Below are 23,541 nucleotides of genomic sequence, written 5' to 3' on the forward strand. Positions count from 1 at the left end.
CGTCATTTACGACCTGTTGCCGCCGAAAACGACACCCTGCGTTGACGCTCCGTCTCAATCGTTATTAAGTGCTATTTATCCGCATTAATACGATAAATCGACCCTATGCTGACTCGCCCGCTACGCCGCAAACGCCAGAAGCTGTCCGACGTGATTGTCGAGTCGGTCAAGCGCTCCATTGTCACCGATGCCTTGAAGCCCGGCGACCGCCTGCCCACCGAGCGTGAGCTGATGGAAAGCTTCCAGTGCTCCAAGGGCTCGGCCCGTGAAGCGCTCAAGGCCCTGGAGGTCGAGGGGCTGGTGAGTACCCGCACCGGCCCCAGCGGCGGCGCCTACCTGAACCAGGCCGGCACTGAACCCGCCAGCCGTGCGCTGCGTAACTACCTGCACTTCCAGCACCTGGATGGCGAGCAGGTGTACCAATTGCGCAAGGTCATCGAAGTGGAACTGGCGGTGTCGGTGCTCGGGCGCCTGAGTGAAGACGACTACCAGGCCCTGCAGGACAACGTGGATTTCTGCAGCGCTCCCGAAGACAGCGAAGCCGGCCAGCGCGAGCAACGCCTGGCGGAACTGGAGTTTCATAACCTGCTGGCCAAGGCCTGCCCCAACCCGTTGCTGAGCTTTATGGCGCAGTTTCTCAACGATCTGCTGCGCGACCTGGTGGTGCTGAAAAAAGCCTACAAGCCCAAGCGCAAGCAGTTCGACGCCGCCAACCTCGACTATCACAAGCAACTGCTGAGCGCCTTTCGCGCCGGGGATGAAGGCGCGGTACGCAGCCTGATGCATGAACATATGTGCGACGCCGAACACCATATGACCGCGCTGGAAGGCCAGGTCAGCCCGCACTTTCTACTGGAGTTCGATCACTCTTAAGACCCCCCCCTCCCACAGTTGACTGCATTACAAACCGCACATTGCGTTACCCCAATAACAGGCCTGCCCACAGGCCCTGCTCCACCGTATCGCCATTGCTACTCCTGCCAATAACTAAACCAGGGAGTCACCCCATGCAGCGTCGTACGTTATTAAAAGCCAGTCTTACTGCGGCCGCCGCCCTCAGCCTTCCGCTGAGCGTACGGTCCGCATTCGCCGCCGAGCCCTTTACCTTTTACGGCCTCAAGTCCATGTCCGGCGCCTTTGCCAGCTATGGCAAGTTTGCCGACATGGGTTCGCGCCTGGCGGTGGCACAACACACCGAGCTCCTGGGCCGCCCATTGAACTACAAGGTCATCGACACCGAGGGCAACGCCGGCAAAGCCGTACGCAAGGTACAGGAGGCAATCCAGCAGGACGGCGCGCGGTTCTTCCAAGGCTGCACGCTGTCGTCGTCGGCGCTGGCGGTGGCCAAGGAAGTCGACAAGGTCGGCGGTGTATTCATGACCCCGGTCGGGGCCGATGAAGTCACCGGCAAAGACTGCAACCACGCCACGTTCCGCTGGTCGGTGCCTACCTACGGCGCCATCCGCGAAACCATGGTGCCGCTGATCAAACTGCTGCCGGACGCCAAGCGCTGGTACACCATCACGCCACAATATGTGTTCGGCGAAGCGCTGCTCGAAGGCGCCAGAAACGTGCTCAAGGAACACGGCCTGGAACACGTCGGCAACAGCTACCACTCGCTGCAGGAACAGGAATTCTCCGGCTACCTCACCAATGCCATTTCCACCAAGCCGGATGTGCTGGTGTTGCTCAACTTTGGCAGCCAATCGTCCAACACCCTGCGCCAGGCGGTGAACTTCGGCATCAAGGAACGCATGAAAGTGCTGTTGGTGTGGTCCGCCGGACTCGACCAGTTCCAGGAACTGGGCAGCGACATCCTCGAAGGCGTGTACCTCGGCGCGCAGTACTGGCATCAGGTCGACACCCCGCTCAACCGCGAGCTGGTCAAGCTGACCCAGGCCAAGTACGGCATCAACCCCACCTACCCGTTGGCCGCCGACTACATCAGCACCAAAGTCATGCTCGACACCATCATCGCCACCGGCAGCTTCGACGGGCCGACCGTGGCCAAGGCCATGCAGGGCCTGAGTTTCGAAGGCCCCACCGGCAAGGAGTCGATTCGCGCCGGCGACCACCAGGTGATCAAGGACTACTACCTGCTGGTCGGCAAGGCCGCCGGCGACATGGCCGACAAGGATGACCTGGCCAAGGTGCTCAACGCCGGCCAGTCATTCCCGCCGCTGGAAGCCACGGGCTGCACGCTCGCCTGATCCGCTAAAACTTCACCGGTTGTAAACGGCAGGGCCGCCCCGGCGGCCACCTGTTCGAGGGTTCCTGCATGCTTAATCTTTACCTGTTCCAGATACTCAACGGCCTTGGATTGGGGATGATCTACTTCCTGATCGCGGTCGGCCTGACGATCATTTTCGGCCTGCTCAACTTCGTCAACTTCGCCCACGGCGCGTTCTTCCTGCTGGGCGCCTACATCTGCTACACCGCCGTGAGCCTCACCGGCAACTTCTGGCTGGCGCTGCTGATTGCGCCGCTGGTGGTGGCCGCGTTGGCCTGGGTGATCGAGCGTGTGTTGATCCAGCGGATCTATCACTTGCCGCACATGTTCCAGATCCTGGTCACGCTGGGCATCGCGCTGATCATCCAGGAAGCCAGCGTGATGATCTGGGGCCCGGTGGGCAAAAGCGTCGCCGTGCCGGAACTGCTGCGCGGCGTGCTGGTGGTGGGTGATTTCGTCTACCCCTACTACCGCCTGTTCCTGATTGTGTTTTCCGGGTTGGTTGGCCTGGGCCTGTGGCTGCTGCTGGAGCGCACGCGCTTTGGCGCCCTGGTGCGCGCCGGCAGTGAAAGCACCGAGACCGTGTCGCTGCTCGGCACGAACATCTTCCGCCTGTTCTCCATGACCTTCGCCCTCGGCGTCGGCCTGGCCGGCATGGCCGGTGTGCTGTTCGCGCCGTTGCGCGGCGCCCAGCCGTTCGTGGGCCCGGAGATTCTCGGCATCGCCTTCGTGGTGGTGGTGATCGGCGGCATGGGCTCGTTCAGCGGTGCACTGGTCGGCGGTTTACTGGTGGGCGTGGTGCAAAGCCTGATGACCACACTCTGGCCCCAAGGCGCGAGCCTGATGATCTACGGCGCCATGGCCGTGGTGATTCTGGTGCGTCCTTACGGCCTGTTTGGGAGAGCCTGACATGAGCGAGAAAAATCCCCTGCCGTTTGCCAAAACGCAATCGCGCGCCATGTTGCTGTGGGTAGTGGCGGTGCTGATCGGCCTGCCCTTGATATTGCCCTCGGCGACCCTGGCCACCGAGATCCTGATCTTCGCCATGGCCGCCCTGGCCTGCAACCTGTTGCTGGGCTACACCGGGCTGCTGTCATTCGGCCAAGGCATCTTCTTTGGTGCCGGCGCCTACTGCGCGGCGCTGCTGATGATCCACCTGCAACTGGGCCTGTTCACCGCGCTGCTGGGTGCCGCCATCGCTGGTGGCTTCCTGGCCTTGCTGGTGGGTGCCCTGGCAATCCGACGCACCGGCATCTACTTCGTGATGCTCACGTTGGCGTTCAGCCAGATGGCCTACTTCGTCGCCTACACCTTGAGCGACTGGACCGGCGGCGACAACGGCCTGCTCAGCGTGCCACGCCCCGAGATTCGCCTCGGTGACACCGTGCTGCTGTCCCTGGCCGACGCCCGTGCGTTCTATGGCTTTGTCGCGGTGCTGTTCCTGTTGATCTTCGTTGGTGCACGCCGGGTGATCGCCTCGCCGTTCGGCAGCACGCTGATGGCGATCCGCGAAAACGAAACCCGCGCCTCGGCCATCGGCTACGACACGCGGCACTTCAAGATCCTGGTGTTCGTGCTGTCCGGCGCGGTCACCGGCATCGCCGGGGCGCTGTACGCCATGCTGCTGCACTTTGTGCCGCTGTCGAATATCGACCTGGCGATGTCCGAGAACATCCTGATCATGACCATTATCGGCGGCACCGGCTCACTGTTCGGCTCGTTGCTGGGCGCCGGTTCCATCGTACTGCTGGGGGATTTTCTCTCCGACCTGTGGCCGCGCTGGCTGATGTTGCTGGGGGTGATTTTGATCCTGGTGGTGATCTTCATGCGCGGCGGTTTGTGGGGCGGCCTGGCCGCGTTGTTCGAGCGCGTGCGCGGCAGTCGCAAGGCAGACGTCGTCGCCAAGGAGGAAGGGCTATGAGCATCCTGCTGGAAACCCAAGACCTGGAACTGGCCTATGGCGCGTTCTGGGCAGTGAACGGCGTGAACCTCAAGGTCGAAGCCGGCACCATCCACACCATCATCGGTCCCAACGGCGCGGGCAAGACCAGCCTGTTCCACTGCCTGACCGGTGAACGCCAGGCCACGGCCGGGGCGATTCATTTCGACGGCAGGAACCTGATGCGCAAGCCGGCCCACGGCCGCGTCGGCCTGGGCATGGCGCGCTCGTTCCAGCTCACCAGCCTGTTCCAGAACCTCAGCGTGCGCGAGAACCTGCGCCTCGCTGCCCAGGGCCGCGACGGTGCACGTGCGCTGAATTTCTGGCGCCGCGTGGACAGCAAGCGCGAACATCTGGAGATGGCCGACCAGGTGCTCGAACGCCTGCAACTTACCGCCCGCGCCGAGACCCTGGCCGGCGAGTTGTCCCACGGCCAGCAACGGGTGCTGGAGGTGGGCATGTCGATCTGCTCCAAGCCGAAACTGTTGATGCTCGACGAGCCCACCTCGGGCATGGGCATCGATGACATCCCGATCATGACCCAACTGATCAGCGACCTCGGCCGCGACCACACGGTGCTGTTGATCGAACACAACATGAGCATCGTCATGTCCATCAGCCAACGCATCACGGTGATGAGCCACGGGCAGATCCTGGTGGAAGGCACGCCGGAGTTCGTGCGTGCCGATGAACGCGTGCGCAGTGCTTACCTTGGGGAGGCCGCCTGATGCTGATCGTCGAGAATATCCATTCCTACTACGACAAGAGCCACGTGCTTGAAGGCGTGTCGCTGAGCGTCAACCCCGGCGAACTGGTGACCCTGCTCGGGCGCAACGGTGCCGGCAAGACCACCACCCTGCGCAGCATCCTCGGCATCATCTGCCCGCGCCAGGGCCAGATCCACTTCAACGGCCAGGCACTGGTGGGTCGGAAGATTTTTGAGATCGCCCGCCAGGGCCTGGCGCTGGTGCCGGAGAATCGCGGGATCTTCCGCCTGCTGAGCGTCGAGGAAAACCTGCGCATCGCCGTCCGCAAGACCAGCCGCTGGCAGCTCCAAGACGTGTACGGCATGTTCCCGCGCCTCAAGGAGCGGCGCAAGAACGCCGGCCATGCGCTCTCCGGCGGCGAGCAACAGATGCTCGCCATCGCCCGCGCCCTGCTCAATGATCCAAAACTGCTGATCCTCGACGAACCCACCGAAGGCCTGGCCCCGGTGATCGTCGACGAGCTGGTGAAGATCCTGCGCAAGGTCAAGGACGACGGCCTGCCGGTGCTGCTGGTGGAACAGAACCTGATGGTCTGCGACAAGCTCGCCGACCGCCATTACGTCCTCGAACAGGGCCGCGTGGTCTACGAGGGCAGCGCCGCCGCCTTCCGCGCCGACCCGACGATCAAGAACCGCTACCTGGCGCTGAGCGCCTGACGGGAGATTGCAGATGAACAGTTTTGCGCAACCGCTCCAGAGCAACGCCCCGCTGATCAACCGCGACCGCCTGTGGCAATCGCTGATGGACCTGGCGCAACTGGGCGCCACGGTCAAGGGCGGCGTGTGCCGCCTGGCCCTCACCGACCTGGACCGCCAGGCCCGTGATCTGTTTGTACAGTGGTGCGAGGCCGCCGGGTGCAGCGTCAGTGTCGACGCTATCGGCAATATTTTCGCCCGTCGCCCTGGGCGCAACCCGGCCCTGCCGCCGGTGATGACCGGCAGCCATATCGACACCCAGCCCACCGGTGGCAAGTTCGATGGTTGCTACGGCGTGATGGCCGGGCTGGAAGTGATACGGACCCTCAATGACTTGAAGATCGAGACCGAAGCGCCGCTCGAAGTGGTGGTGTGGACCAACGAAGAAGGCTCGCGTTTCCCGCCGTGCATGATGGGCTCCGGGGTATTTGCCGGTAAGTTCGACTTGCAGGATACCCTCGACAAACGCGACGACCAGGGCCTGTCGGTGGGCGCTGAATTGCAGCGCATCGGCTATGCCGGTTCGCGCGCGGTGTTGGGCCACCCGGTCGGCGCGTATTTCGAAGCGCATATCGAACAAGGCCCGGTGCTGGAAGACCAGGCCACCACCATTGGCGTGGTGATGGGTTGCCTGGGCCAGAAGTGGTTCGACCTGACCCTCACCGGCGTGGAAGCCCACGCCGGCCCGACGCCCATGCACCTGCGCAAGGACGCCCTGGTCGGCGCCGCCGAGGTGGTCAGCGCGGTCAACCGCATCGCTCATCAGCAACAACCTCACGCCTGCGGCACCGTCGGCTGCCTGAGCCTGCACCCGGGCTCGCGCAATGTGATTCCCGGCCAGGTGCACATGACCATCGACCTGCGCCACCTGCATGCCGATAAGCTGCAAGCCATGGTCGATGAAGTGTGCGACGTGATCGAAACCACAGCCGCCCGGCACGGGTTGATCTTCGAACTGACGCCCACCGCCGATTTCCCACCGCTGGATTTCAACCCGGCCTGCGTCACTGCCGTGCGCGAGGGTGCCCAGGCCTTGGGTTTGAGCCATATGGACATCGTCAGCGGCGCCGGGCATGACGCGATTTTCGTCGCCGAACTGGGCCCGGCCGGGATGATCTTTGTGCCGTGCGAAGGCGGCATCAGCCACAACGAAATCGAGAACGCCGCGCCGGATGACCTGGCGGCCGGTTGCGCGGTATTGCTGCGCGCCATGGTCAATGCGGCGCAGGGAGACAGGGCATGAGTGAGATGGGCCAACTGACAGCGGTGCAACTGCTGGAGCATTTCCGTAACAAGACCTTATCGCCGGTGGACGTCGCCGAAGATGCGCTGCTGCGTATCGAGCGCTACAACCCGGTGGTCAACGCCTACTGCCATGTGGACCCCGAGGGTGCGCTGCGCGCCGCGCGGGCGTCGGAGCAACGCTGGTTGAAAGGGGAGCCCTGCGGTGCCCTGGATGGCGTGCCCGCATCGATCAAAGACCTGACGCTGACGATCGGCATGCCCACCCGCAAGGGCTCACGCACCTCGTCGGCCGAGGGGCCGTGGGACGTCGACGCGCCCTTCCCGGCCTTTATGCGCAAGGCCGGCGCGGTGCTGCTGGGCAAGACCACCACCCCGGAGTTCGGCTGGAAAGGCGTCACCGACAACCCGCTGTACGGCATCACGCGCAACCCGTGGGACACCCGCACCACCGCGGGCGGCTCATCCGGCGGTGCGGGCGCGGCAGCCGCGTTGAACCTGGGTGTGCTGCACCAGGGCAGCGATGCCGGCGGCTCGATCCGCATCCCCTGCGCGTTTACCGGCACCTTCGGGATCAAGCCGACGTTCGGCTACGTGCCGCAATGGCCGGCCAGTTCGATGACCATCCTCTCGCACCTGGGGCCGATGACCCGCACCGTGGAAGACAGCGTGTTGATGCTGCAAGCCGTCGCACAACCGGATGCGCGGGATGGCCTGATCGGTGCGCCGAGGACCACCCCATGGCTCACGCCGCAGACGGATTTGAAAGGCCTGCGCGTGGCATACAGCCCAACGTTTGGCTACGTGGATGTCGACCCGCAGGTGGCCAGGGTAGTCGCCCAGGCAGTCGAAGGCCTGGTGCAGTTGGGTGCCCATGTCGAGCAGATCGACCCTGGTTTCAGCGACCCGCTGGAGGTGTTCAGCATCTTGTGGGCGGCGGGCGCGGCACGCCTGACCGGATCCATGAGCGACGCGCAGAAACAGCTGCTGGACCCTGGACTGCTGCGCATTGCCCAGCGTGGCGAGCGGTTGAGCCTGGATGACTTCAACGCGGCCCTCGAAGCCCGCGCTGCACTGGTGGCACGGATGGCGGCGTTCCACGAACACTACGATGTGCTGGTGTCGCCGATGATGCCGATCACCGCGTTCGAGGCCGGGCACAACGTACCGCCCGGTTCCGGGATGCAGGAATGGACCGAGTGGACGCCGTTCACCTACCCCTTCAATCTCACCCAGCAGCCGGCAGCGTCGGTGCCGTGCGGCTTGGCGGCGAATGGTTTGCCGGTGGGGTTGCATGTGGTGGGCGCGCGGTTTGCCGATGAGCACGTGTTGCGAGTGTGCCGGGTGTATGCCAAGGCGTTTCCGACCCGGCACTTACAGAGACCGATCACCCCAACACCGTAGATCCAAATGTGGGGAGGAGCTTGCCCCTTCCCACATTTTCTGACCGCATTCCAACCCCTGCCTCTACAATGTCCCCATTCATCCCCGGGGGCTTCATGGACATCGAACTGGCACGCACCTTCCTGGAAATTTCCCGCTGCGGCAGCCTGGCCGCCGCCGCCGAGAAATTGCACGTCACCCAGACCGCCATCACCGCACGCGTCAAAAACCTGGAAAACCAGCTGGGCTGTACGCTGTTCGTGCGCAACCGCGCTGGTGCGCGCCTGACCGCCGATGGCGAGGCATTTGTGGCGTACGCCAACCAGTTGCTGCAAACCTGGGAAGCCGCGCGCCGCGACCTGCCGTTGCCCGATGGTTATCGCAATGTGCTGCATATCGGCGGTGAAGTCAGCCTGTGCAACCCGCTGATGCTCGGTTGGGCCCGGGCCCTGCGCGAACAGATTCCCGGGCATGCCCTGCGTACCGAAGTGCGTGAAGGTGAATACCTGCTGCGGCAACTGGAGCTCGGCGTACTCGATGCGGCGCTGGTGTTCCAGCCGCAGTACTGGCCGGGGTTGCAGGTGGAGCAGGTGCTGGAAGAAAAGCTGATCCTGGTGCAGTTGGTGAGCAAACCGGACCCGTACGTCTACATCGACTGGGGCCCGGGTTTCCGCCAGCAGCACGACGCCGCCCTGCCCGACAGGGCTCGCGCTGCGGTGAGTTTCAACCTCGGGCCGCTGGCGTTGCAGTACATCCTCGAACAGGGCGGTGCGGGCTATTTCCGCACACGCGTGGTGCAAAGCTACCTGGACAGCGGCGTGATGCAGCGCGTGCCCAAGGCCCCTGAGTTCAGTTTCCCGACGTTCCTGGTGTACTCACGGGCGCGGGATTCGGCGGTGTTGCAACAGGCGCTGGGGCTGCTGCGTGAGGTGGTCAAGGCCGAGAGTGACTGGTCGCAGCGCTGGGACCCGCTGATTTGATTCGCCGCCCCTCGTCTGTGGGTGTGTTCTTGCGCAGCCTTATCGATGAGCAAGAGGGCGTATTTCAATAGCGTCTCACCGCTGATGAAGGCCCTGTTCGGTAACCTGCAATGAGCCCCCCACACACGCAAAAAAAGGGGCAGCCCCATGGACTGCCCCTGCCTCACTCAGATGAATCGATCAGCGCACGATACGCTGGCTGCAGATATGACCCAGGCTGACGGTCCGCACGATGTTGCCGCCCACGCCCACACCCGGGAACTCCTTGAGCTCGATGCGCCAGCCGCCCTCGTTGAACCAGGTTTCCCAGTTATACGTCTGGCCGGACGCACTGTCCGGGTAGACCACACGGTAATCACCGGAGCAGGTGCCCAGGTCGACATTGCCTGAGGCGGCTCCGGTGATGCCGGTCTTGGCCTCGTAGTTGACCCAGTTGTAATTGATGCTGCCATCGTAGTGCTTGTCGACCTTGAGTACCGGAGTGACACCGCGCAATGGCTCGCCGGTGCTATCGGACCATTGGGTGCTCCAACTCAAGCTCCTGGCCGCCTGCGTGGCCAGTTGGAAGATCGAGCTGGGGATACGCACCACGTTGTCGCCGTTCACGTTGTTCTGGTTCAGGCGTGGCAGCGAGCCCAGGCTCAACGTGTATTGCGCCTGTGGATTCAGGGCCACTCCTGGGTTCGCCCGCACACGCACCTTGACGGTGTAGCCCGGGGTCAGGTTCGAGTAGATCGAGGTGTTTTCCGGCTGGATCACCACCCAGTTGCTGCCATCGAACCGCTCGAAGATCCACTGGTTGCGCGTGTCCGCCCCTTCATCGGTCAGGTAAATGCCCACACCCTGGCCACGCAGCGAGGTGAAGTCGAAGTAATCGACATCGTTGACGCTGTCGAGGTTGCCCCTCACCTGGTTCATCGCATCCGGCAATGCAAATGCGGTTTGCGCAGTGTCGTTGGGCTCAAAGGCATCGATATTGCTGTTCACCGCCACGCCGAAACTGAATTGCGCGTTGCTCGCGGTATTGGCCACCATGAACCAGTAGTAATCGCCAGCCGGCAGCACACCGTCGAGGTATTCATCGGCGTTGCCACTGTTGTCGGAAGTGCCCAGGGGGGTCAGGTTCCCCTGGCCGTCATCGTGGAACAGGGTCAGCGACATGTCGGTCCCCGCGCTCTGGTTCAGCAGTTGGACCTGGATACGCGCGTTTTTCGGCAGGTTGAAGTGGTAGGCGATTTGCGCGCCGGTCTCCACCCCGGTGAGGGTGTAAAGCGTATTGATGTCCAGGGTGGGAAACAGGGGTGTGAACGCCGCAACCGCAGCCTCTTGACCTTGCGCCTGGTCAGGCTTTTTCAGCTCGCCCACCGCAGTGTCGACCGCCATGTTGCTGACGGCCGCCTTGCTCGCCGGCGCCTTGGCCTTGCCGGCCTTAGCCGCGTTGAATTTTTGCTTGAGCGCATCCGAGACCGGCAGCGCTTGCAGCGTGCCGCCGGGGTTCAGCGCCTTTTCCACGGCCTGCTTGAGCGTGCCCGTGCTGAGTTTCGGAAGGGTTGGCTCGGCCAGGGCAAAGGCCGAAACGAAGCAGGAGGCCGCCATGGCCGCGCCCAGCATAAATGCTTTTTTCGATTTCATTTTTTATCCATCCATAGTTAAAAACTGAAGGTCAGGTGACATCCGGTCACCTGGGATGGAATGTAGGATAATACTGGATTGATGTACAGTATTTTTTCAGGGGAATGTGGCTTTAAGGAAAAATACGTGTAGGAAAAAGCTGGCTTCCTCTAGAGCCAAGTACCCCAAAAGCCCCAGCTGACAGGCCAAAACATCACACGGGTGTAGACGAAAAAATAATCCATCGTTAAGTCCACTCTGGCCACCAATTGAACCAGACGTACCAAACGCAGGAGGCGACAAACCAAATGGAAGCAACACGATAAGGCCACAATGCCCATCGCTTAAGCGCTAAAGGAACAGATGCCAGTTCGGCCTCAGTCACGAGGCCTGCTTTCAGGAAGGCCTTGGGCATTGACAAAATATCGATCATCAACCCCATACGATGAAAACGGTCGAGTCGCTGATTTTTTTTCCAAAAACGCTTATGCCTACAGACCTTTTCATTTTCACTGAAGTAACTTTCCAGCTCGTCGAGTTTCGTATATTCGGCAAATAGCATCAGTCCCACGAGAACCAACATTCCAACAAACCACACAATGGTGTAAGCCAGAAAAAAATTCATGGCTAAGCCCCCTCTGGCTGGAATATCAAATCACCATTGACCTCTAGGATCTGCCCACCCAGAAACGCGCCGCCATCGCCGAACAAATTGCCCCCTGCATCCCCTCCCGCAGCACCTCCGATAACGCTACAGATCAGCTCACCACGCCCTTTAGCCGCAATGCCTAATAAGATATTGCATGCCCGTCGACTTAGTTTAGCGCCGAAATTCGCACCTCCGGCCGCCCCAGCCACTCCCCCCACCAACCTCCCCGTCTCCACATACTTCGCCCTCCTGCACTGCGCCTCCCGTCCCGTCACACACGCCTCCTTGATCTCCAGCCCGGTCACGCCCACATCCAGCGCGATCCCCATGAAAGTCCCGTTTCCCAACCACTTGGACATCTGCGCAATCTCGCGCATGCGCTTTGCATACCCCGCGATCTCGCCTTTATGCAGATAGCTTTTGGTCGAAATCCCCAGCACCTTCTTCAACGACTCACTGCCCTGCAACCCCGTGCCGAACCGTGCGGCGCCTTGCAGTTGCAGATCCAGGCGCCGGAACAGGGCCTGGCGCTGTTTGATAAAGCCATCCCGGTCCAACGCACCGTCCTTCAAGCGCTGATGCAACCGCTCGATTTCCTCCAGGGTCTGCGCCACCTCATTCAGATGCCGCGACCAAGCCGATGTCGCACTGCCGATCCCAATAGAACCGTAGGCCATGAAGCTCTGCAGTAAGTCATAGTTGCCGATCAACTCCGTGCCCGCCGAGGTATTCATTTCCAGGTTGCGACGAACTGTTTCGGCATGGCGCATTAACCAGGCTTCCTCGCCGGAACAGCTCACGCTGTAGGCATCGGGAATAATCACCAGTTGCCCCGGCGCGACCAGGCCGGGGCGCAGGTGCCGGTTCAGCACATCAAAATGGTCAGAACGTTGTCGGCTCGGGGCAGCGCCCATCAGGCGGGATTTCAAGCTGTTGTAGTCCGTTGCGCGGTCGTTGATATAGCTCTGCGCCATGCCTTACATCCGGGATGCAATGAAGATGGCGTCGAAATATAAGCAAGCACCTACGCCCCGAACACAAGCGCAGGTGGGCTGAATTGCATTTGGGAAGTTGCCTACTTCACGAAGAAACTGGGCCTACAGAAACAACCCTAATAACCGGTCATCTCCAGGTAACCCACCCCACCCTCAAACCGCACCGGTCCTTCCCAATACGGAATACTCAGGTTCATCCAGGCGTTGGGGTTGACGGCCTGGGTGGTGATATCCAGCTGCTTGCTGGGAATCTTCAGCGACCAGCGTGTGGGAATCTGGCGTCCGTCGATGGCTGTTGTGTCCAGCGGTGCCAGTTGGATATCGGCGTTGTGCAGGGTCTGGGTGTGGCCTTCGCGGTCGATCCAGGTGCCGGTCAGGTAGGACGCGCCGTCGGTTTGCCGCACACGAAACAGCATCAACTGCTCGCCACGGTCCAGGTGCAGGGAGAACCAGTCCCAACCGGTCTGACTGGCGGTCAACGGTTGGCTGCTCCATTCGCGGTCGAGCCACGCCGGGCCGCTGACCTGATACGTCTTGCCGTCGATGCTGACGCTGCCATCGGCGGTAAAAAAGGGTTGGCTGTAGTAGTACGACGCCTGGCCCTGGTCGGATTTGCGGCTGTAGCCGTTGTCGCCCTGCAGCACCAGCGGGCGGCTGGAGGTCAGGCGCAGGTCGTAGGCAAATTGCGCACCGCTGGCCTTGAGCTGCATGTCCGCCAACGCGCTCGCGGCGCCGGGCTGGCTGGCGAAATTCCAGTCGTCGATCCACGCGTTGAACGGCACTGCCTGCGCCCCGGCCTGGCCGACGCCGCCGCGGGCGAAGCGTTCGGCGGCGTAGTGGTGGGTGGCGGAAGTGACGGCGGCGTGGCCAAGCCATACGGTCGAGTCGTGCCAGCCGGCTTGCGTCGGCTCGGCCTTGAGGGCGTTGCGAAACAGCGTCCATTGCACGCCGAACACATTGCCTTGTGCGTCCTTGAGGTTGGCGGTGACGTACCACCACTCGATACGAAAACCATCGTGGGGGCCGTGGTCCTCGGGAAAGCTGAAGACCTTGCCGGGCAGCACCTGGGCAAAGTCGGCCGCGTCACTGCCCAGGCCGGCGAAGCTTTCCTGTGGCGCAGGGACTTTGTCACAGGCCACCAGCAGTAATACGGCGCACATCAACGACTTAATCTTCATGGGCAAACGTCCTCAACAAATCCACCGGACGACTGCGGTACAGCTGCCACAGCGGCCAGGCCGATGCCAGCAGCGTGGCCAGCAGCGCCAGCCCCAGCAATTGAGCGAGCTGCCACGGGAACACTTGCAACGGCAGGCGCCAGCCAAAGGCCTGCACGTTGATCACCGCATCCAGGCACCACGCCAGCAACAGGCCCAAGGGCAATGCCAACACCAGCGTAAGCACCGCCAGCAACCAGGTTTGCCCCAGGTTCAGCAGCATCAATTGCCTGCGCGTCACCCCCAATGCCCACAGCGGAGCGAGTTGGCCGAGGCGGCTCTGGCTCTGGGTCAGCAGGCTGATGAACAGCGCCACACCGGCCACGCCCAAGGTCAGGCTGTTGAGCGCGGCGGTGGCGGCGAAGGTGCGTTCGAACACCTGGCTCGACCAACCCTTGAGTTGCTGTTGATCGACGATACGGCTGTCTTCCAGGGCAAAGGCGCGCTGCACTTCACCCACCAGCGGCGCCACGTTTTCCGGCAATACCCGCAGGTTGAAACGCGCCGGCGTCAGTGTCGGCCAGTGGGCCAGCAGGTGGCGGGAATTGACCAGCACGTGGCCCTTGGGATTGCCGTAATCGGCGTACACCCCCACCACGGTCGGCGACCACACACCCTGCGGCGTGGGAATGCTCACCGTATCACCCAGCGTCACCCCCAGCCGCCGCGCCAGTTGCTCGCTGAGCATCAGGGTCTCGCCTTGCTGCAACTGGTCCCACGGCGCGCTCGCCGCTTCCAGCAGCGGCCAATGCTGACGGTAGGTCGGGTCGTCGACCACGCCAAACAGATCCGCCGGCCAGCCCTGCAATTGCACCGCGACCTGCCAGGTGGGCAACACGGTTTGTACCAACGGTTGCTGCGCCAGCCAGGCACCGAGGTGTTCTGCCTGGGCCGGGTTTTGCGGGTTGAGGTACAGCTCGGCGATAAGGCGTTGCTCCAGCCAGTTATTGAAAGTGTGGCGAAAGCCCGAGGTCATGGAGCCCGCGCCGATATTCGCGGCCAGGGCCAACAGCAGCGCCATCAATGCGAGGCTCAGGGCCGGCAGTTGTTGACGGCAGTCAGCCAGGAACCACTGGCCGAGTACCGAACGGCTGCGCCCCAATACGACCTTCAACAGCCCATTGAGCACGACCGGCAACCCCAGGGCGGCGCCGAGCAACAACCCCGCCATCAACACAAAGCCCGCCGCCAGGCTATCGCCCAACCATAACGCCAACAACGCGATCAGTAAGGCCGTAGCCGCGACCCAGCCCTGGCGCCGCAACCAGCGCCCATGGGCCTCGTGCCAGGCCTGGGCATTGGCCAGCGCCAGCAACGGCAAACGTGCCGCGCGCCACAGGCTGCTGGCGCCGGCAAGCAAGGCACCGAGCAAACTCAAGCCCAGCCCCGCTGCCCACCACCCTGGGTTCAAGCTCAATTGGCCCGGTACCTCGGCGCCATACAGGCCGCGCAGGCTGGCGGCCACATCCGGCAGCAACAGGCTGGCCAGCAGGTAACCGCTGGCGACGCCGAGCACGCCCCCCAGCAGCGACAACGCCCCCAACTCCACCCCCAGGCCGAGGATCAACATCCGCGCACTCACCCCACAGGCGCGCAACGTGCGCAACAACCCCCGCCGCTGCTCCAGGGCCAGGCCGATGGCCGCGTGCACAATGAACAGCCCCACCACAAACGACAGGAAGCCCAACGCATCAAGGTTCAGGTGAAAGCTCTCGGTCAACCGCGCGAGGTTATTCTCCTCGCCCTGCTTGAGTTGCAGCCCGGCGGGCGGTGTGGGATGGCGAGCGGCGAAGGCCTTGTCCACCAGCAGGCGCGAGAGCTGGCCGGGCATCTCCAGCAGCGGCTGGGCAAAACCGATATCGGTGAGCAACAGGCCGGGCGCCATATCCGCCTGGACCTGCAACGGTGGCAGGCGCTGCCCATTCAGTGTGAGCGGTTGCTGGCCTGCGCGCAGCCCCAGGGCCTGCAAGGTGTGCGGCGCAATCCAGGTACGCCCCGGCGGTTCAAAGAAGGCCAGCATCTGCGCCTGGCTCAAGCGCTGCCCCGCCACCGCGCCGCTGCCGGGCAACGACAGCGGCTCAATGCCCATCAACTGCAGGCGCACATCCTCATGCCCTTTGAGTTGCAGCCGCCCCTGCACCACCGGCGACACCGGCCACCCGGCGCGGCGCAGTTGGGCAAACAGCGTTTGCGGGAAACTGGCGGCGTCCGGCGCACTGAGGCTGGCCTGGGGTTCGCCGCCGATCAATTGGCTGGCGCGCGCGTAACTGTCACGGGCCTGGCTGTTGAGGGCCTGCACCCCGGTCAGCAGCGCGGTGGCCAGCCACAGGCCGGTAAGTACGCTGAAAAACTGCACCGGATGGCGTCGCCAATGGCTGAGCAAGGCGCGCATGGTCCAGTAAAACACGCTCACGTCGGCAGGACCTTTCCATGATGCAGCACCACTTGCCGGTCCAGGCGGGCGGCGATGCGTGGGCTGTGAGTGACCATCAACAGGCTGGTGGGACTGTCGCGCAGCAGGTCCAGCAGCAGTTGCAGCACCTCGTCGCTGGTGGCTTCGTCGAGGTTGCCGGTGGGTTCGTCGGCCAACAGCAAACCCGGGCGCGAGGCCAACGCCCGTCCGACCGCCACCCGTTGCTGCTGGCCGCCCGAGAGTTGTTCCGGATAGCGCTTGAGCAAGTCCCCCAGGCCCAGGCGTTCGACCAATTGCGCCTGCCACTGCGGATCAAAACGCCCCGCCAGGCGGGCCTGGAATGCCAGGTTGTCGTCGACACGCAAGCTGCCGATCAGGTTGAACTGCTGGAACACCAGGCCGATCTCGGTACGCCGCCAGTGGGCCAGTTGCGCCTCGCTGAGCTGGTCGAGGCGCTGCTCGCCCACCTGGATAGTGCCGCCGTCCACCCGATCGAGCCCGGCCACCAGGTGCAGCAAGGTGCTCTTGCCGCTGCCGGACTCGCCCATCAAGGCCAGGCTGCTGCGCTCGCTCAGATGCAAATCGACCCCCGCCAACACCGGCAGCGGGCCTTGGGGAGTGGCGTAGCTTTTAAAGACACCTTGCACCTGCAACATGGCAACACTCGTCTGATGGCTGGCAATCGAGAATAACGGCTAAGGATTCACGTCACGCAAATTTTTCACATTGATTTCACCGGTTGCCCACCCACCGCCCTTTAAATTACCGGCCAAACGTCATTCGTCGGCAACTTGTTAGTTACCACGCCTGGCAACTTTTAACTGCAGCATGTTCAGCGAAAAGACAGCCGCCCTGTGACAGCCTCCCGCTTCACTTCGGGCACTCGCCGACAAGTTGCGCCTCATGAATACAATATTGCCGACAGTGACCATGGTGAATGAAGTGGTTGACCTTACCCTGACCAAACCACGCTCACGCCGGGCCTTTCTGAAGCGTTGGCAAACCCTCTGGCTGGGGATCGTGGTGGTCGCCTTGCTCATTACCGGCAGCCTGTTCTGGCCTTCATCACCACAAGACCTGGGCGTGGGCAATCGCTTGTTGAGTTCCCAGGTGCTGCCGCTCTGGCGCGATGGCGACCTGATCGTGCTGGTACGCCATGAAGAGCGTTGCGATCGCTCGTCCAATCCATGCCTGGGGCCGGTGGAAGGCTTGACGATCAATGGCAGCCAACACGCTGAAAAACTTGGGAAAGCCTTTAAAACACTGGGTATGGATGGCAGCGACGTGCTCGCAAGTCCAGCCATTCGCACCGCCCAGACCTTACGTTTCATGTTCGGCAAAAACGAGCTGACCTCCGGCCAGCAGGCCGTGTGCGGCACGGCCATGGGCGAAGAATTACTCAGCCACAAAGCACCCGGGCGCAACCTCGTCTTCGTCACCCACAGCGGTTGCATTGCCGACTTCGAAACCGCCCTGGGCTTCCCCCACGCCAAGTTTTCCGAGTACGGCAGCGCGCTGTTCGTACAGGTGCTGGCCAACGGCAAGTTCAAGGCCCTGGGCATCATGAAAAACCAGGATTGGCCAGCCGCACTTAAACAAATCTAAGTCATTCCCTTCCCGCCCCTACGGCCTATGTTCAGCAAAAAGACAGCCCTGTTCTGGCATGTTTAGTTGCGCCCTTTAATTAAGGTCGTTATGACTATTTCCTGTTACTTAGTGAACGCTGTGACGACTTTCGCCATTACTTCATTAGTTGAAAAAACTACCATCAGGCGTCAGGGAGCGACGTTTTCATGACCCGCCTGAAACCCCTGCCGGTGTTATTACTGGCCTTCGTCGCGTTTTATCTATTGCCCCTGGGCCTGCACGGTTTGTGGATACCGGATGAAACCCGCTACGCCCAGATCAGCCAGGAGATGCTCCTGAGCGGCAACTGGGTGGCGCCGCACTTCATGGGCATCCGTTATTTCGAAAAACCCGCTGCCGGTTACTGGCTGATCGCCCTGGGCCAGGCCGTGTTTGGCCAGAACCTGTTAGGTGTACGCATCGCCTCGGCCCTGACCACTGGGTTGAGCGTGCTGCTTGCGTACCTGATCGCCCGCCGCCTGTGGAACGACCCACGCAAGAGTTTCGCCTGCGCCCTGCTCTACCTGAGCTTTGGCCTGGTGGCCGGGCAAGCGGGGTACTCCAACCTCGATCCGCAATTCACCTTGTGGGTCAACCTGAGCCTGGTGGCGCTGTGGTTTGCCCTCGACAGCAGCCTCCTGCGCAGCCGTCTGGGCGCCTGGGCCGTGCTGGGATTCGCCTGTGCCATGGGGTTCATGACCAAGGGTTTCCTGGCGTGGGCGCTGCCGGTACTGATTGCCGTGCCTTATATGCTCTGGCAACGGCGCCTGGGCGAGCTGCTGCGGTATGGCCCGTTGGCAATCGGCGTGGCCGTGCTGGTGTGTTTGCCCTGGGTGCTGGCGGTCCACACTCAGGAACCGGATTTCTGGCGCTTCTTTTTCTGGAATGAACACATCCGCCGCTTCAGTGCCGATAACGCGCAACACGTGCGGCCCTGGTGGTTCTTCCTGCCGATCATGGCGGTGGCTTGCCTGCCGTGGGCCGGGCTGCTGCCCAACACCCTGCACCAGGCCTGGAAAGAAAAGCGCCACCCGGCGATCGCCTTCCTGGCCCTGTGGCTGCTGTTGCCCCTGGGCTTGTTCAGCCTGAGCAACGGCAAGCTGCCGACCTACATCATGCCGTGCCTGCTGCCCCTGGCGTTGCTGATGGGGCATACCTTGAGCGACCTGGTCAGCCAAGGCAAAACCCAAGCCCTGTGCCTCAATGGCCTGTTCAACTTCGTGATCGGCATGGCCGCCATGGTCGGCCTGATCTACCTGCAAATCGCCAGGCCGCTGTACAGCAACAGCCATGCCGAGATGTTCAGCCTGTCGCTGGCGTTTATCGTGCTGCTGGGCTGGATCCTTGCCAACCTGCTGCAGGCCTTGCGTCCGCTGACGTTGTGGGCGATGCCGGCCCTGGGCATCGGCCTGCTGGTGATCCTGCTGCCGGCGAGCATGCCGGCGCAGATCGCGGATAACGAAATGCCCGACCAATTTGTGCTGGAGCATCTGGATGAGTTGCAGCACACCCACGCGCTGCTGAGCAATGAACTGGAGAGCGCCAGCGCATTGGCCTGGCGCCTGCAACGCGCCGACGTGGTGCTGTATGACACCGAAGGCGAGTTGCGCTACGGCTTGCAGTACGCTGGTGCCGTAAAACGCAAAGTGGGGTTGGAACAGGTTCAGGGCTGGCTCAAAGAAGCACGCCAGCACGGCTCGGTCGGCGTGCTGCTGCGGGTCAACAGCACCAGTGAAATGCGCGAGGCCGGGCAATTGCCGCCCGGAGGCAAACGCTATCACAAGGGCTACCTGGAACTTATCCTCTACCCGCAGGCGCCATGATGCCGGGTTATTTCAAGACCGAACGCGGCGCCCTGCTGCTGTTGCTGGGCGTCTCGGCCCTGCTGCTGCTCACCGGCCTGGGCGCGCGTGACCTGTGGGGCCCGGAAACCCGCTGGGCGAATATCGCCTTGCAGATGCTGCAGAGCGGTGACTATTTCGACCCGTACCTCAAGGGCCTGCCGTATTACGACAAACCCCTGCCCTCCTACTGGCTGATCACCGGCGCGGCCCACCTGATGGGGGGCCTTGGTCCCTGGTCGTTGCGCCTGCCGTCGGTGATCGGCGCGTGGTTGAGTGTGTGGCTGGTGTACCTGATCGGCGAACGCCTGTTCCGCAAGGGCACGGGGCTGATCGCCGGCTGGATGCTCGCCACCACGTTCTACTTCCTGTTCTGGGCACGCGTGGCCACGGCGGATGTGCTCACCGTGTGCGGCGTGCTGGCGGCCGTCGCCTGGTATTGGCGTGGCCCCGACGACACGCGGCTGTGGCGCTACACGGTGTTTTTCCTGTTGCTGGCCCTGACGTCTTTGTTCAAGGGCCTGATCGGCTTTGTGCTGCCCGGCCTCGTGCTGTTGCCGCACCTGCTCGGCGAGCAACGCTACAAGCGCCACCTCAATCTGCGCCTGGTGCTGGCCGTGCTGATCGCCGCCGCAGTGTATGCGGTGCCGTTCGTGCTGTCGCACGTCTACGGCGCACCGACCTATGGCGCGAGCGGCCTGGCGTTGGTGTTCCGGGAAAACGTGGTGCGTTTCTTCGACCCGTTCGACCATATGGGGCCGATCTACACCTACCTGATCTACCTGCCCGCCTACACGCTGCCCTGGACTCCGTGCTGGTTGCTCGGCCTGTGGCTGGCCGTGCGGCACTGGCGCCACACCGCGCCGAACGCGCGCTGGCTGATGTGGGGCCTGGGCCTGCTGTTTGTGTTCTTCACCGCCAGCGGCAGCCGGCGCAGCTACTACGTGCTGCCGCTGGTGCCCTTTGCCCAATTGCTGGCGGCGTGGTGGCTGAGCGAGCGCGTGTTGAAAAAGCCCGCCATCTGGCCGCGCTGGCAGAAGGGTCTGGGGATCGCTGCCGCACTCATGCTGTTGATACTCGGCGTGGCCTATCCCTGGTCTAACGGCAACGGCGGCGTGACCCGCTTCGCCGAAGATGTGCAAGCCGAGGCCGTGAAAAGCGCGCCCTGGAACCAATGGCAGATGGTGCTGGTGGAAGTCGACAACAAGGTCCCGATGTACCTGCAAAATGGCGGCAAGCCGTTCTACTACATCGCCGAGACCCAGGACTTTCCCCGCCAGGGTGACACAGCCGCCTTCATGGCCTGGCTGGAAAAAACCAGCGGCCAAGGCTTTGACCCGCAACGTACGATCATCGTCGCGCAGTTCTCCAAGGACGATCCGACGCCGCTGGCGTATTTGGGTGCGGATCATCAGGTGATCACGACCCGGCCGGACAATGGCGAGCGGCTGTTTCACAAGCGTGACGAGGGCAGTGTCGCGTTTATCCCTGCGTCACGCTGATAGCTGCGTATCAGGTGTGCTTGTACCGCGCTGGGCGGGGCGTGGGGACAGTGAGCCGCTTGATCATGGCAAACAGGTTTTGGGGTGAACAGGCTTTTTGTGGCCTTATTTCGGTGGAACCACCGCCTCCGCCTCTATTTCGATCAACCACTCCGGCAACGAAAGCCCACTGACAATAATCCAGGACTACTGCGGCGGGTTATGGGGGAAGCGCTCACGGAGCGCCCGGGCTATGAGTTCCTGCTGATCACGCGCGGATTCGACGATATACAGCCGCAGCATCACCACATGGGACAAGTCACCCTCGACCTCGGCCAGGATCCTTTCGATATTGTCCAACGCCGTAGCGGTTTGCTCGGCCATGCCTGGACCCACGGTACGCTCCTGGGCGTCCACACCTACCTGGCCGGAAAGCAGAATACGCCGGCCATCAGGCACTTCGATGGCTTGGCTGAAGCCGTATTGCAAGGAGTTGAATACGCTCTTGGGATTGATGACCTTGGGTTGCATGACGCGTCCTTGTTGTCGGTAGGAGTGCAAGGCTAACGTTAAAAGTTTTACGTCTCCAGGAGAGGGCTTTGGGTGATGAAGATGAGCAGGTCCATCGGACCGCTCTTACGCAACTTTCGGGTTGCGTCTGATCCACCTCGCCGCTAACCTTCGCGGGTCGCTGCAAATTCAGCGAATGGGTGTGGTAGCCCAGTTCTTTCATAGACCCCAAAACGCTCAAGGGCGTTTTTTTGTGCGGGCTGCTTTGTGGCGGCTGTGCATGGGAGGCTTCGGCCTGCCGGGTTTCTATGACCGGTCTACCACCCCGTGTACAGTCGCCTCCTGACTTCGTGTGGTAGCGAAATGGAGGTGCTCATTCATAGGAGCTTCGCCATGAAGAAAGTCACACCCAATCCCCCGACATCCACCTCGGATGACAATCCGCAAATACCCCCCGATGTCATCTTCACCGTCCGTCCCGGCCTGAGTACGGAAGCCGCCTTGAGTAACGCCAGCGAGATGCTTGAATCGGCCACGGTCTGCGCGTACGACTGCGCCGAACGTCTTGACAGTCACAACCGCAGGCAGGTGCTGGCAGTGGTGCAGATGATCGAGATTGCGCCGTTATTGGTGGATGAAGCCCTTAACCGGGAATGCCCGGCGGCCTGATCACACAGCGCAAACTCAAGCAGCACAGCAGAGCCCCAGTGGGAGTTGTCGAGCTAAAGCTCGACAGCTCTTAACTTCAAATAACTTACTGATTTAAAAGGGTTAAAATTTCACCCTGACGTCGTGAGTCTTGCATACACAATTTCAGGCGACCGCATTCCTGTGGCGAGCGGGCTTGTCCCGCGCTGGGCTGCGCAGCAGCCCCAAAACCAGGCGCAGAGGCGTACCTGACACACCGCATTCGTCTTCATCAGGGCCGCTTCGCAGCCCAACGCGGGACAAGCCCGCTCGCCACAGAGGTCCCCGTTTGCTGCGCCACAGCGCTACGTCGAGCAGGATAAATACGCTGACGCTACCAACCTCCCATCGCCAGGCTGAACGGCGAAAACGCCTCGAACTGCCACCGTAACGCCAACGCCGCCGGGCGGCGGACCACGTGGTCCACGGTCACCGTCCATAGCCGCTGCGCGCCTTCGAAGCGGGCGACTTCAGGTCCGTCGAGGATCAACGAAGTACGCCCGGCGATCTGCAGCACGTCGCCCGATTCAAAGTCGATAAACAACAACCCCGCCACCGGGTTGGCCGCCAGGTTGCCCAGGGTGTTGAAGAACAGGTTGCCGGCAAAATCCGGGATGGTCAGCACATTGCCCTCCACGCGCACAAAGCCGGTGTTGCCGCCGCGATGGGAAACGTCCACCGAGCGTTCACCGTTGACCTCGACGTAGCTGGCGACGAAGAAGGTGTCGGCGTTGCGGAGCATCGCTTGGGCGGCGCCGTCGAGGCCGTCCATGTGCTCGACTTTCGTGCCGGGTTTACGCGCGATCCCATCGACCGGCCGCAGTTGGATGTATTTGGGGCAATTGCCGTAGCTCTGCACCACATCGACCGATAAGCCATCGTGATCGAGCGCGCCGACACGGCCGTTCATACGGTTGCGGCGACGGGTGTTCAGGTCGATGCCGAGCAGGCCCACAGCGGCTCCCTTGTGCAAAGCGGCCCGAGCCGGGTCGCTGGCCGACGGCAGGCTGTCAATCTGCAAGGTATGAGGATCGGGTGAATGGGCAAACCCCGGCGCACCTTCGATCATCGTCGCCCAAGGAAACCCCTGTTCATCCACCACGCCGAGCACCAGGTACGGCAACAAGGGATAGAAATCCCGATGCTGCTCCGGCAGGTGATCGCGTATCACCTTGGGCCCGACCACGGCCATGCGCTCGGCCACGCCGACCGCTGCTTGTAACTGCCGTTCACCGGCATGCCAGGGAGACTGTTCGACGGGGTTCATGGTGATCA

The 23,541-nt window shown here is 62.4% G+C and carries 20 protein-coding genes and 1 pseudogene; 13 read left to right on the forward strand and 8 right to left on the reverse strand.

Annotated elements, in window-relative coordinates; all coding sequences use genetic code 11:
- Window positions 1-105 precede the first annotated feature (105 nt).
- The 9 genes from HCF10_RS13665 (at window position 106) to HCF10_RS13705 (ending at window position 9,236) form a co-directional block, all read left to right on the forward strand.
- On the forward strand, window positions 106-873 hold the full coding sequence (locus tag HCF10_RS13665) for a FadR/GntR family transcriptional regulator (RefSeq protein ID WP_131698191.1): 768 nt from the start codon (window positions 106-108) through the stop codon (window positions 871-873).
- Between the two features lie 134 nt (window positions 874-1,007).
- Window positions 1,008-2,210: an ABC transporter substrate-binding protein gene (locus HCF10_RS13670; protein WP_167655740.1), complete on the forward strand. Its 1,203-nt coding sequence runs from the start codon at window positions 1,008-1,010 to the stop codon at window positions 2,208-2,210.
- Between the two features lie 68 nt (window positions 2,211-2,278).
- Window positions 2,279-3,139: a branched-chain amino acid ABC transporter permease gene (locus HCF10_RS13675; RefSeq protein WP_141606794.1), complete on the forward strand. Its 861-nt coding sequence runs from the start codon at window positions 2,279-2,281 to the stop codon at window positions 3,137-3,139.
- A 1-nt stretch (window position 3,140) separates the two neighbouring features.
- Entirely contained in the window at window positions 3,141-4,151 is a 1,011-nt protein-coding gene (locus HCF10_RS13680) for a branched-chain amino acid ABC transporter permease (protein ID WP_167655741.1), read from the forward strand.
- Window positions 4,148-4,897 carry an ABC transporter ATP-binding protein gene (locus HCF10_RS13685; RefSeq protein ID WP_167655742.1) on the forward strand — a complete coding sequence of 250 codons (750 nt, stop codon included), beginning with the start codon at window positions 4,148-4,150 and terminating at the stop codon, window positions 4,895-4,897. Before HCF10_RS13680 ends, HCF10_RS13685 begins: the two co-directional genes overlap by 4 nt.
- Window positions 4,897-5,592: an ABC transporter ATP-binding protein gene (locus HCF10_RS13690; protein ID WP_145336203.1), complete on the forward strand. Its 696-nt coding sequence runs from the start codon at window positions 4,897-4,899 to the stop codon at window positions 5,590-5,592. The genes HCF10_RS13685 and HCF10_RS13690 overlap by 1 nt, the downstream gene beginning before the upstream one ends.
- Before the next feature lie 13 nt (window positions 5,593-5,605).
- Window positions 5,606-6,874 carry a Zn-dependent hydrolase gene (locus HCF10_RS13695; RefSeq protein WP_145336205.1) on the forward strand — a complete coding sequence of 423 codons (1,269 nt, stop codon included), beginning with the start codon at window positions 5,606-5,608 and terminating at the stop codon, window positions 6,872-6,874.
- Window positions 6,871-8,277, forward strand: coding sequence for an amidase (locus HCF10_RS13700; RefSeq protein ID WP_167655743.1), 1,407 nt, complete (start codon window positions 6,871-6,873; stop codon window positions 8,275-8,277). Before HCF10_RS13695 ends, HCF10_RS13700 begins: the two co-directional genes overlap by 4 nt.
- Window positions 8,278-8,372: 95 nt before the next feature.
- The gene (locus tag HCF10_RS13705) at window positions 8,373-9,236 is read left to right on the forward strand and encodes a LysR family transcriptional regulator (RefSeq protein WP_131698199.1); all 864 of its coding nucleotides are present in this window, start codon (window positions 8,373-8,375) and stop codon (window positions 9,234-9,236) included.
- A 180-nt stretch (window positions 9,237-9,416) separates the two neighbouring features.
- Here HCF10_RS13705 and HCF10_RS13710 read toward each other — a convergent pair whose 3' ends face one another.
- The 6 genes from HCF10_RS13710 to HCF10_RS13735 form a co-directional block, all read right to left on the reverse strand.
- Entirely contained in the window at window positions 9,417-10,868 is a 1,452-nt protein-coding gene (locus tag HCF10_RS13710) for a hypothetical protein (protein ID WP_167655744.1), read from the reverse strand.
- Window positions 10,869-11,094: 226 nt separating this feature from the next.
- Window positions 11,095-11,472: a hypothetical protein gene (locus HCF10_RS13715; RefSeq protein ID WP_167655745.1), complete on the reverse strand. Its 378-nt coding sequence runs from the start codon at window positions 11,470-11,472 to the stop codon at window positions 11,095-11,097.
- A gap of 2 nt (window positions 11,473-11,474) precedes the next feature.
- The gene (locus HCF10_RS13720; protein ID WP_167655746.1) at window positions 11,475-12,470 is read right to left on the reverse strand and encodes a hypothetical protein; all 996 of its coding nucleotides are present in this window, start codon (window positions 12,468-12,470) and stop codon (window positions 11,475-11,477) included.
- Between the two features lie 137 nt (window positions 12,471-12,607).
- Window positions 12,608-13,669, reverse strand: a complete 1,062-nt coding sequence (locus HCF10_RS13725; protein WP_131698208.1) for a lipocalin-like domain-containing protein — start codon at window positions 13,667-13,669, stop codon at window positions 12,608-12,610.
- Window positions 13,659-16,121 (reverse strand): FtsX-like permease family protein, encoded by a 2,463-nt coding sequence (locus tag HCF10_RS13730; RefSeq protein WP_167655747.1) that lies wholly within the window; start codon window positions 16,119-16,121, stop codon window positions 13,659-13,661. The genes HCF10_RS13725 and HCF10_RS13730 overlap by 11 nt, the downstream gene beginning before the upstream one ends.
- A complete protein-coding gene (locus HCF10_RS13735) occupies window positions 16,118-16,777 on the reverse strand; it encodes an ABC transporter ATP-binding protein (protein ID WP_131698210.1) in 660 nt (219 codons plus the stop codon). The genes HCF10_RS13730 and HCF10_RS13735 overlap by 4 nt, the downstream gene beginning before the upstream one ends.
- 274 nt (window positions 16,778-17,051) lie before the next feature.
- On the opposite strand from HCF10_RS13735, the gene HCF10_RS13740 reads away from it, so the two are divergent.
- The 3 genes from HCF10_RS13740 (at window position 17,052) to HCF10_RS13750 (ending at window position 21,090) form a co-directional block, all read left to right on the forward strand.
- Complete coding sequence (locus HCF10_RS13740) at window positions 17,052-17,726, forward strand: histidine phosphatase family protein (protein WP_131698282.1); 675 nt, start codon at window positions 17,052-17,054, stop codon at window positions 17,724-17,726.
- Window positions 17,727-17,914: 188 nt separating this feature from the next.
- On the forward strand, window positions 17,915-19,570 hold the full coding sequence (gene arnT, locus HCF10_RS13745; protein ID WP_167655748.1) for a lipid IV(A) 4-amino-4-deoxy-L-arabinosyltransferase: 1,656 nt from the start codon (window positions 17,915-17,917) through the stop codon (window positions 19,568-19,570).
- Window positions 19,570-21,090, forward strand: a complete 1,521-nt coding sequence (locus HCF10_RS13750; RefSeq protein WP_167655749.1) for an ArnT family glycosyltransferase — start codon at window positions 19,570-19,572, stop codon at window positions 21,088-21,090. The genes arnT and HCF10_RS13750 overlap by 1 nt, the downstream gene beginning before the upstream one ends.
- 105 nt (window positions 21,091-21,195) lie before the next feature.
- Here the strand turns inward: HCF10_RS13750 and HCF10_RS13755 are convergent.
- Window positions 21,196-21,600: pseudogene (locus HCF10_RS13755) on the reverse strand (RidA family protein).
- Window positions 21,601-21,972: 372 nt separating this feature from the next.
- On the opposite strand from HCF10_RS13755, the gene HCF10_RS13760 reads away from it, so the two are divergent.
- On the forward strand, window positions 21,973-22,248 hold the full coding sequence (locus HCF10_RS13760; protein ID WP_167655750.1) for a DUF6124 family protein: 276 nt from the start codon (window positions 21,973-21,975) through the stop codon (window positions 22,246-22,248).
- A gap of 352 nt (window positions 22,249-22,600) precedes the next feature.
- Here the strand turns inward: HCF10_RS13760 and HCF10_RS13765 are convergent, their stop codons facing one another.
- Window positions 22,601-23,533 carry a pyridoxamine 5'-phosphate oxidase family protein gene (locus HCF10_RS13765; RefSeq protein WP_167655751.1) on the reverse strand — a complete coding sequence of 311 codons (933 nt, stop codon included), beginning with the start codon at window positions 23,531-23,533 and terminating at the stop codon, window positions 22,601-22,603.
- Window positions 23,534-23,541: the final 8 nt, after the last annotated feature.

Source organism: Pseudomonas sp. B14(2022), from assembly GCF_012030485.1.
Classification (GTDB): Bacteria; Pseudomonadota; Gammaproteobacteria; order Pseudomonadales; family Pseudomonadaceae; genus Aquipseudomonas.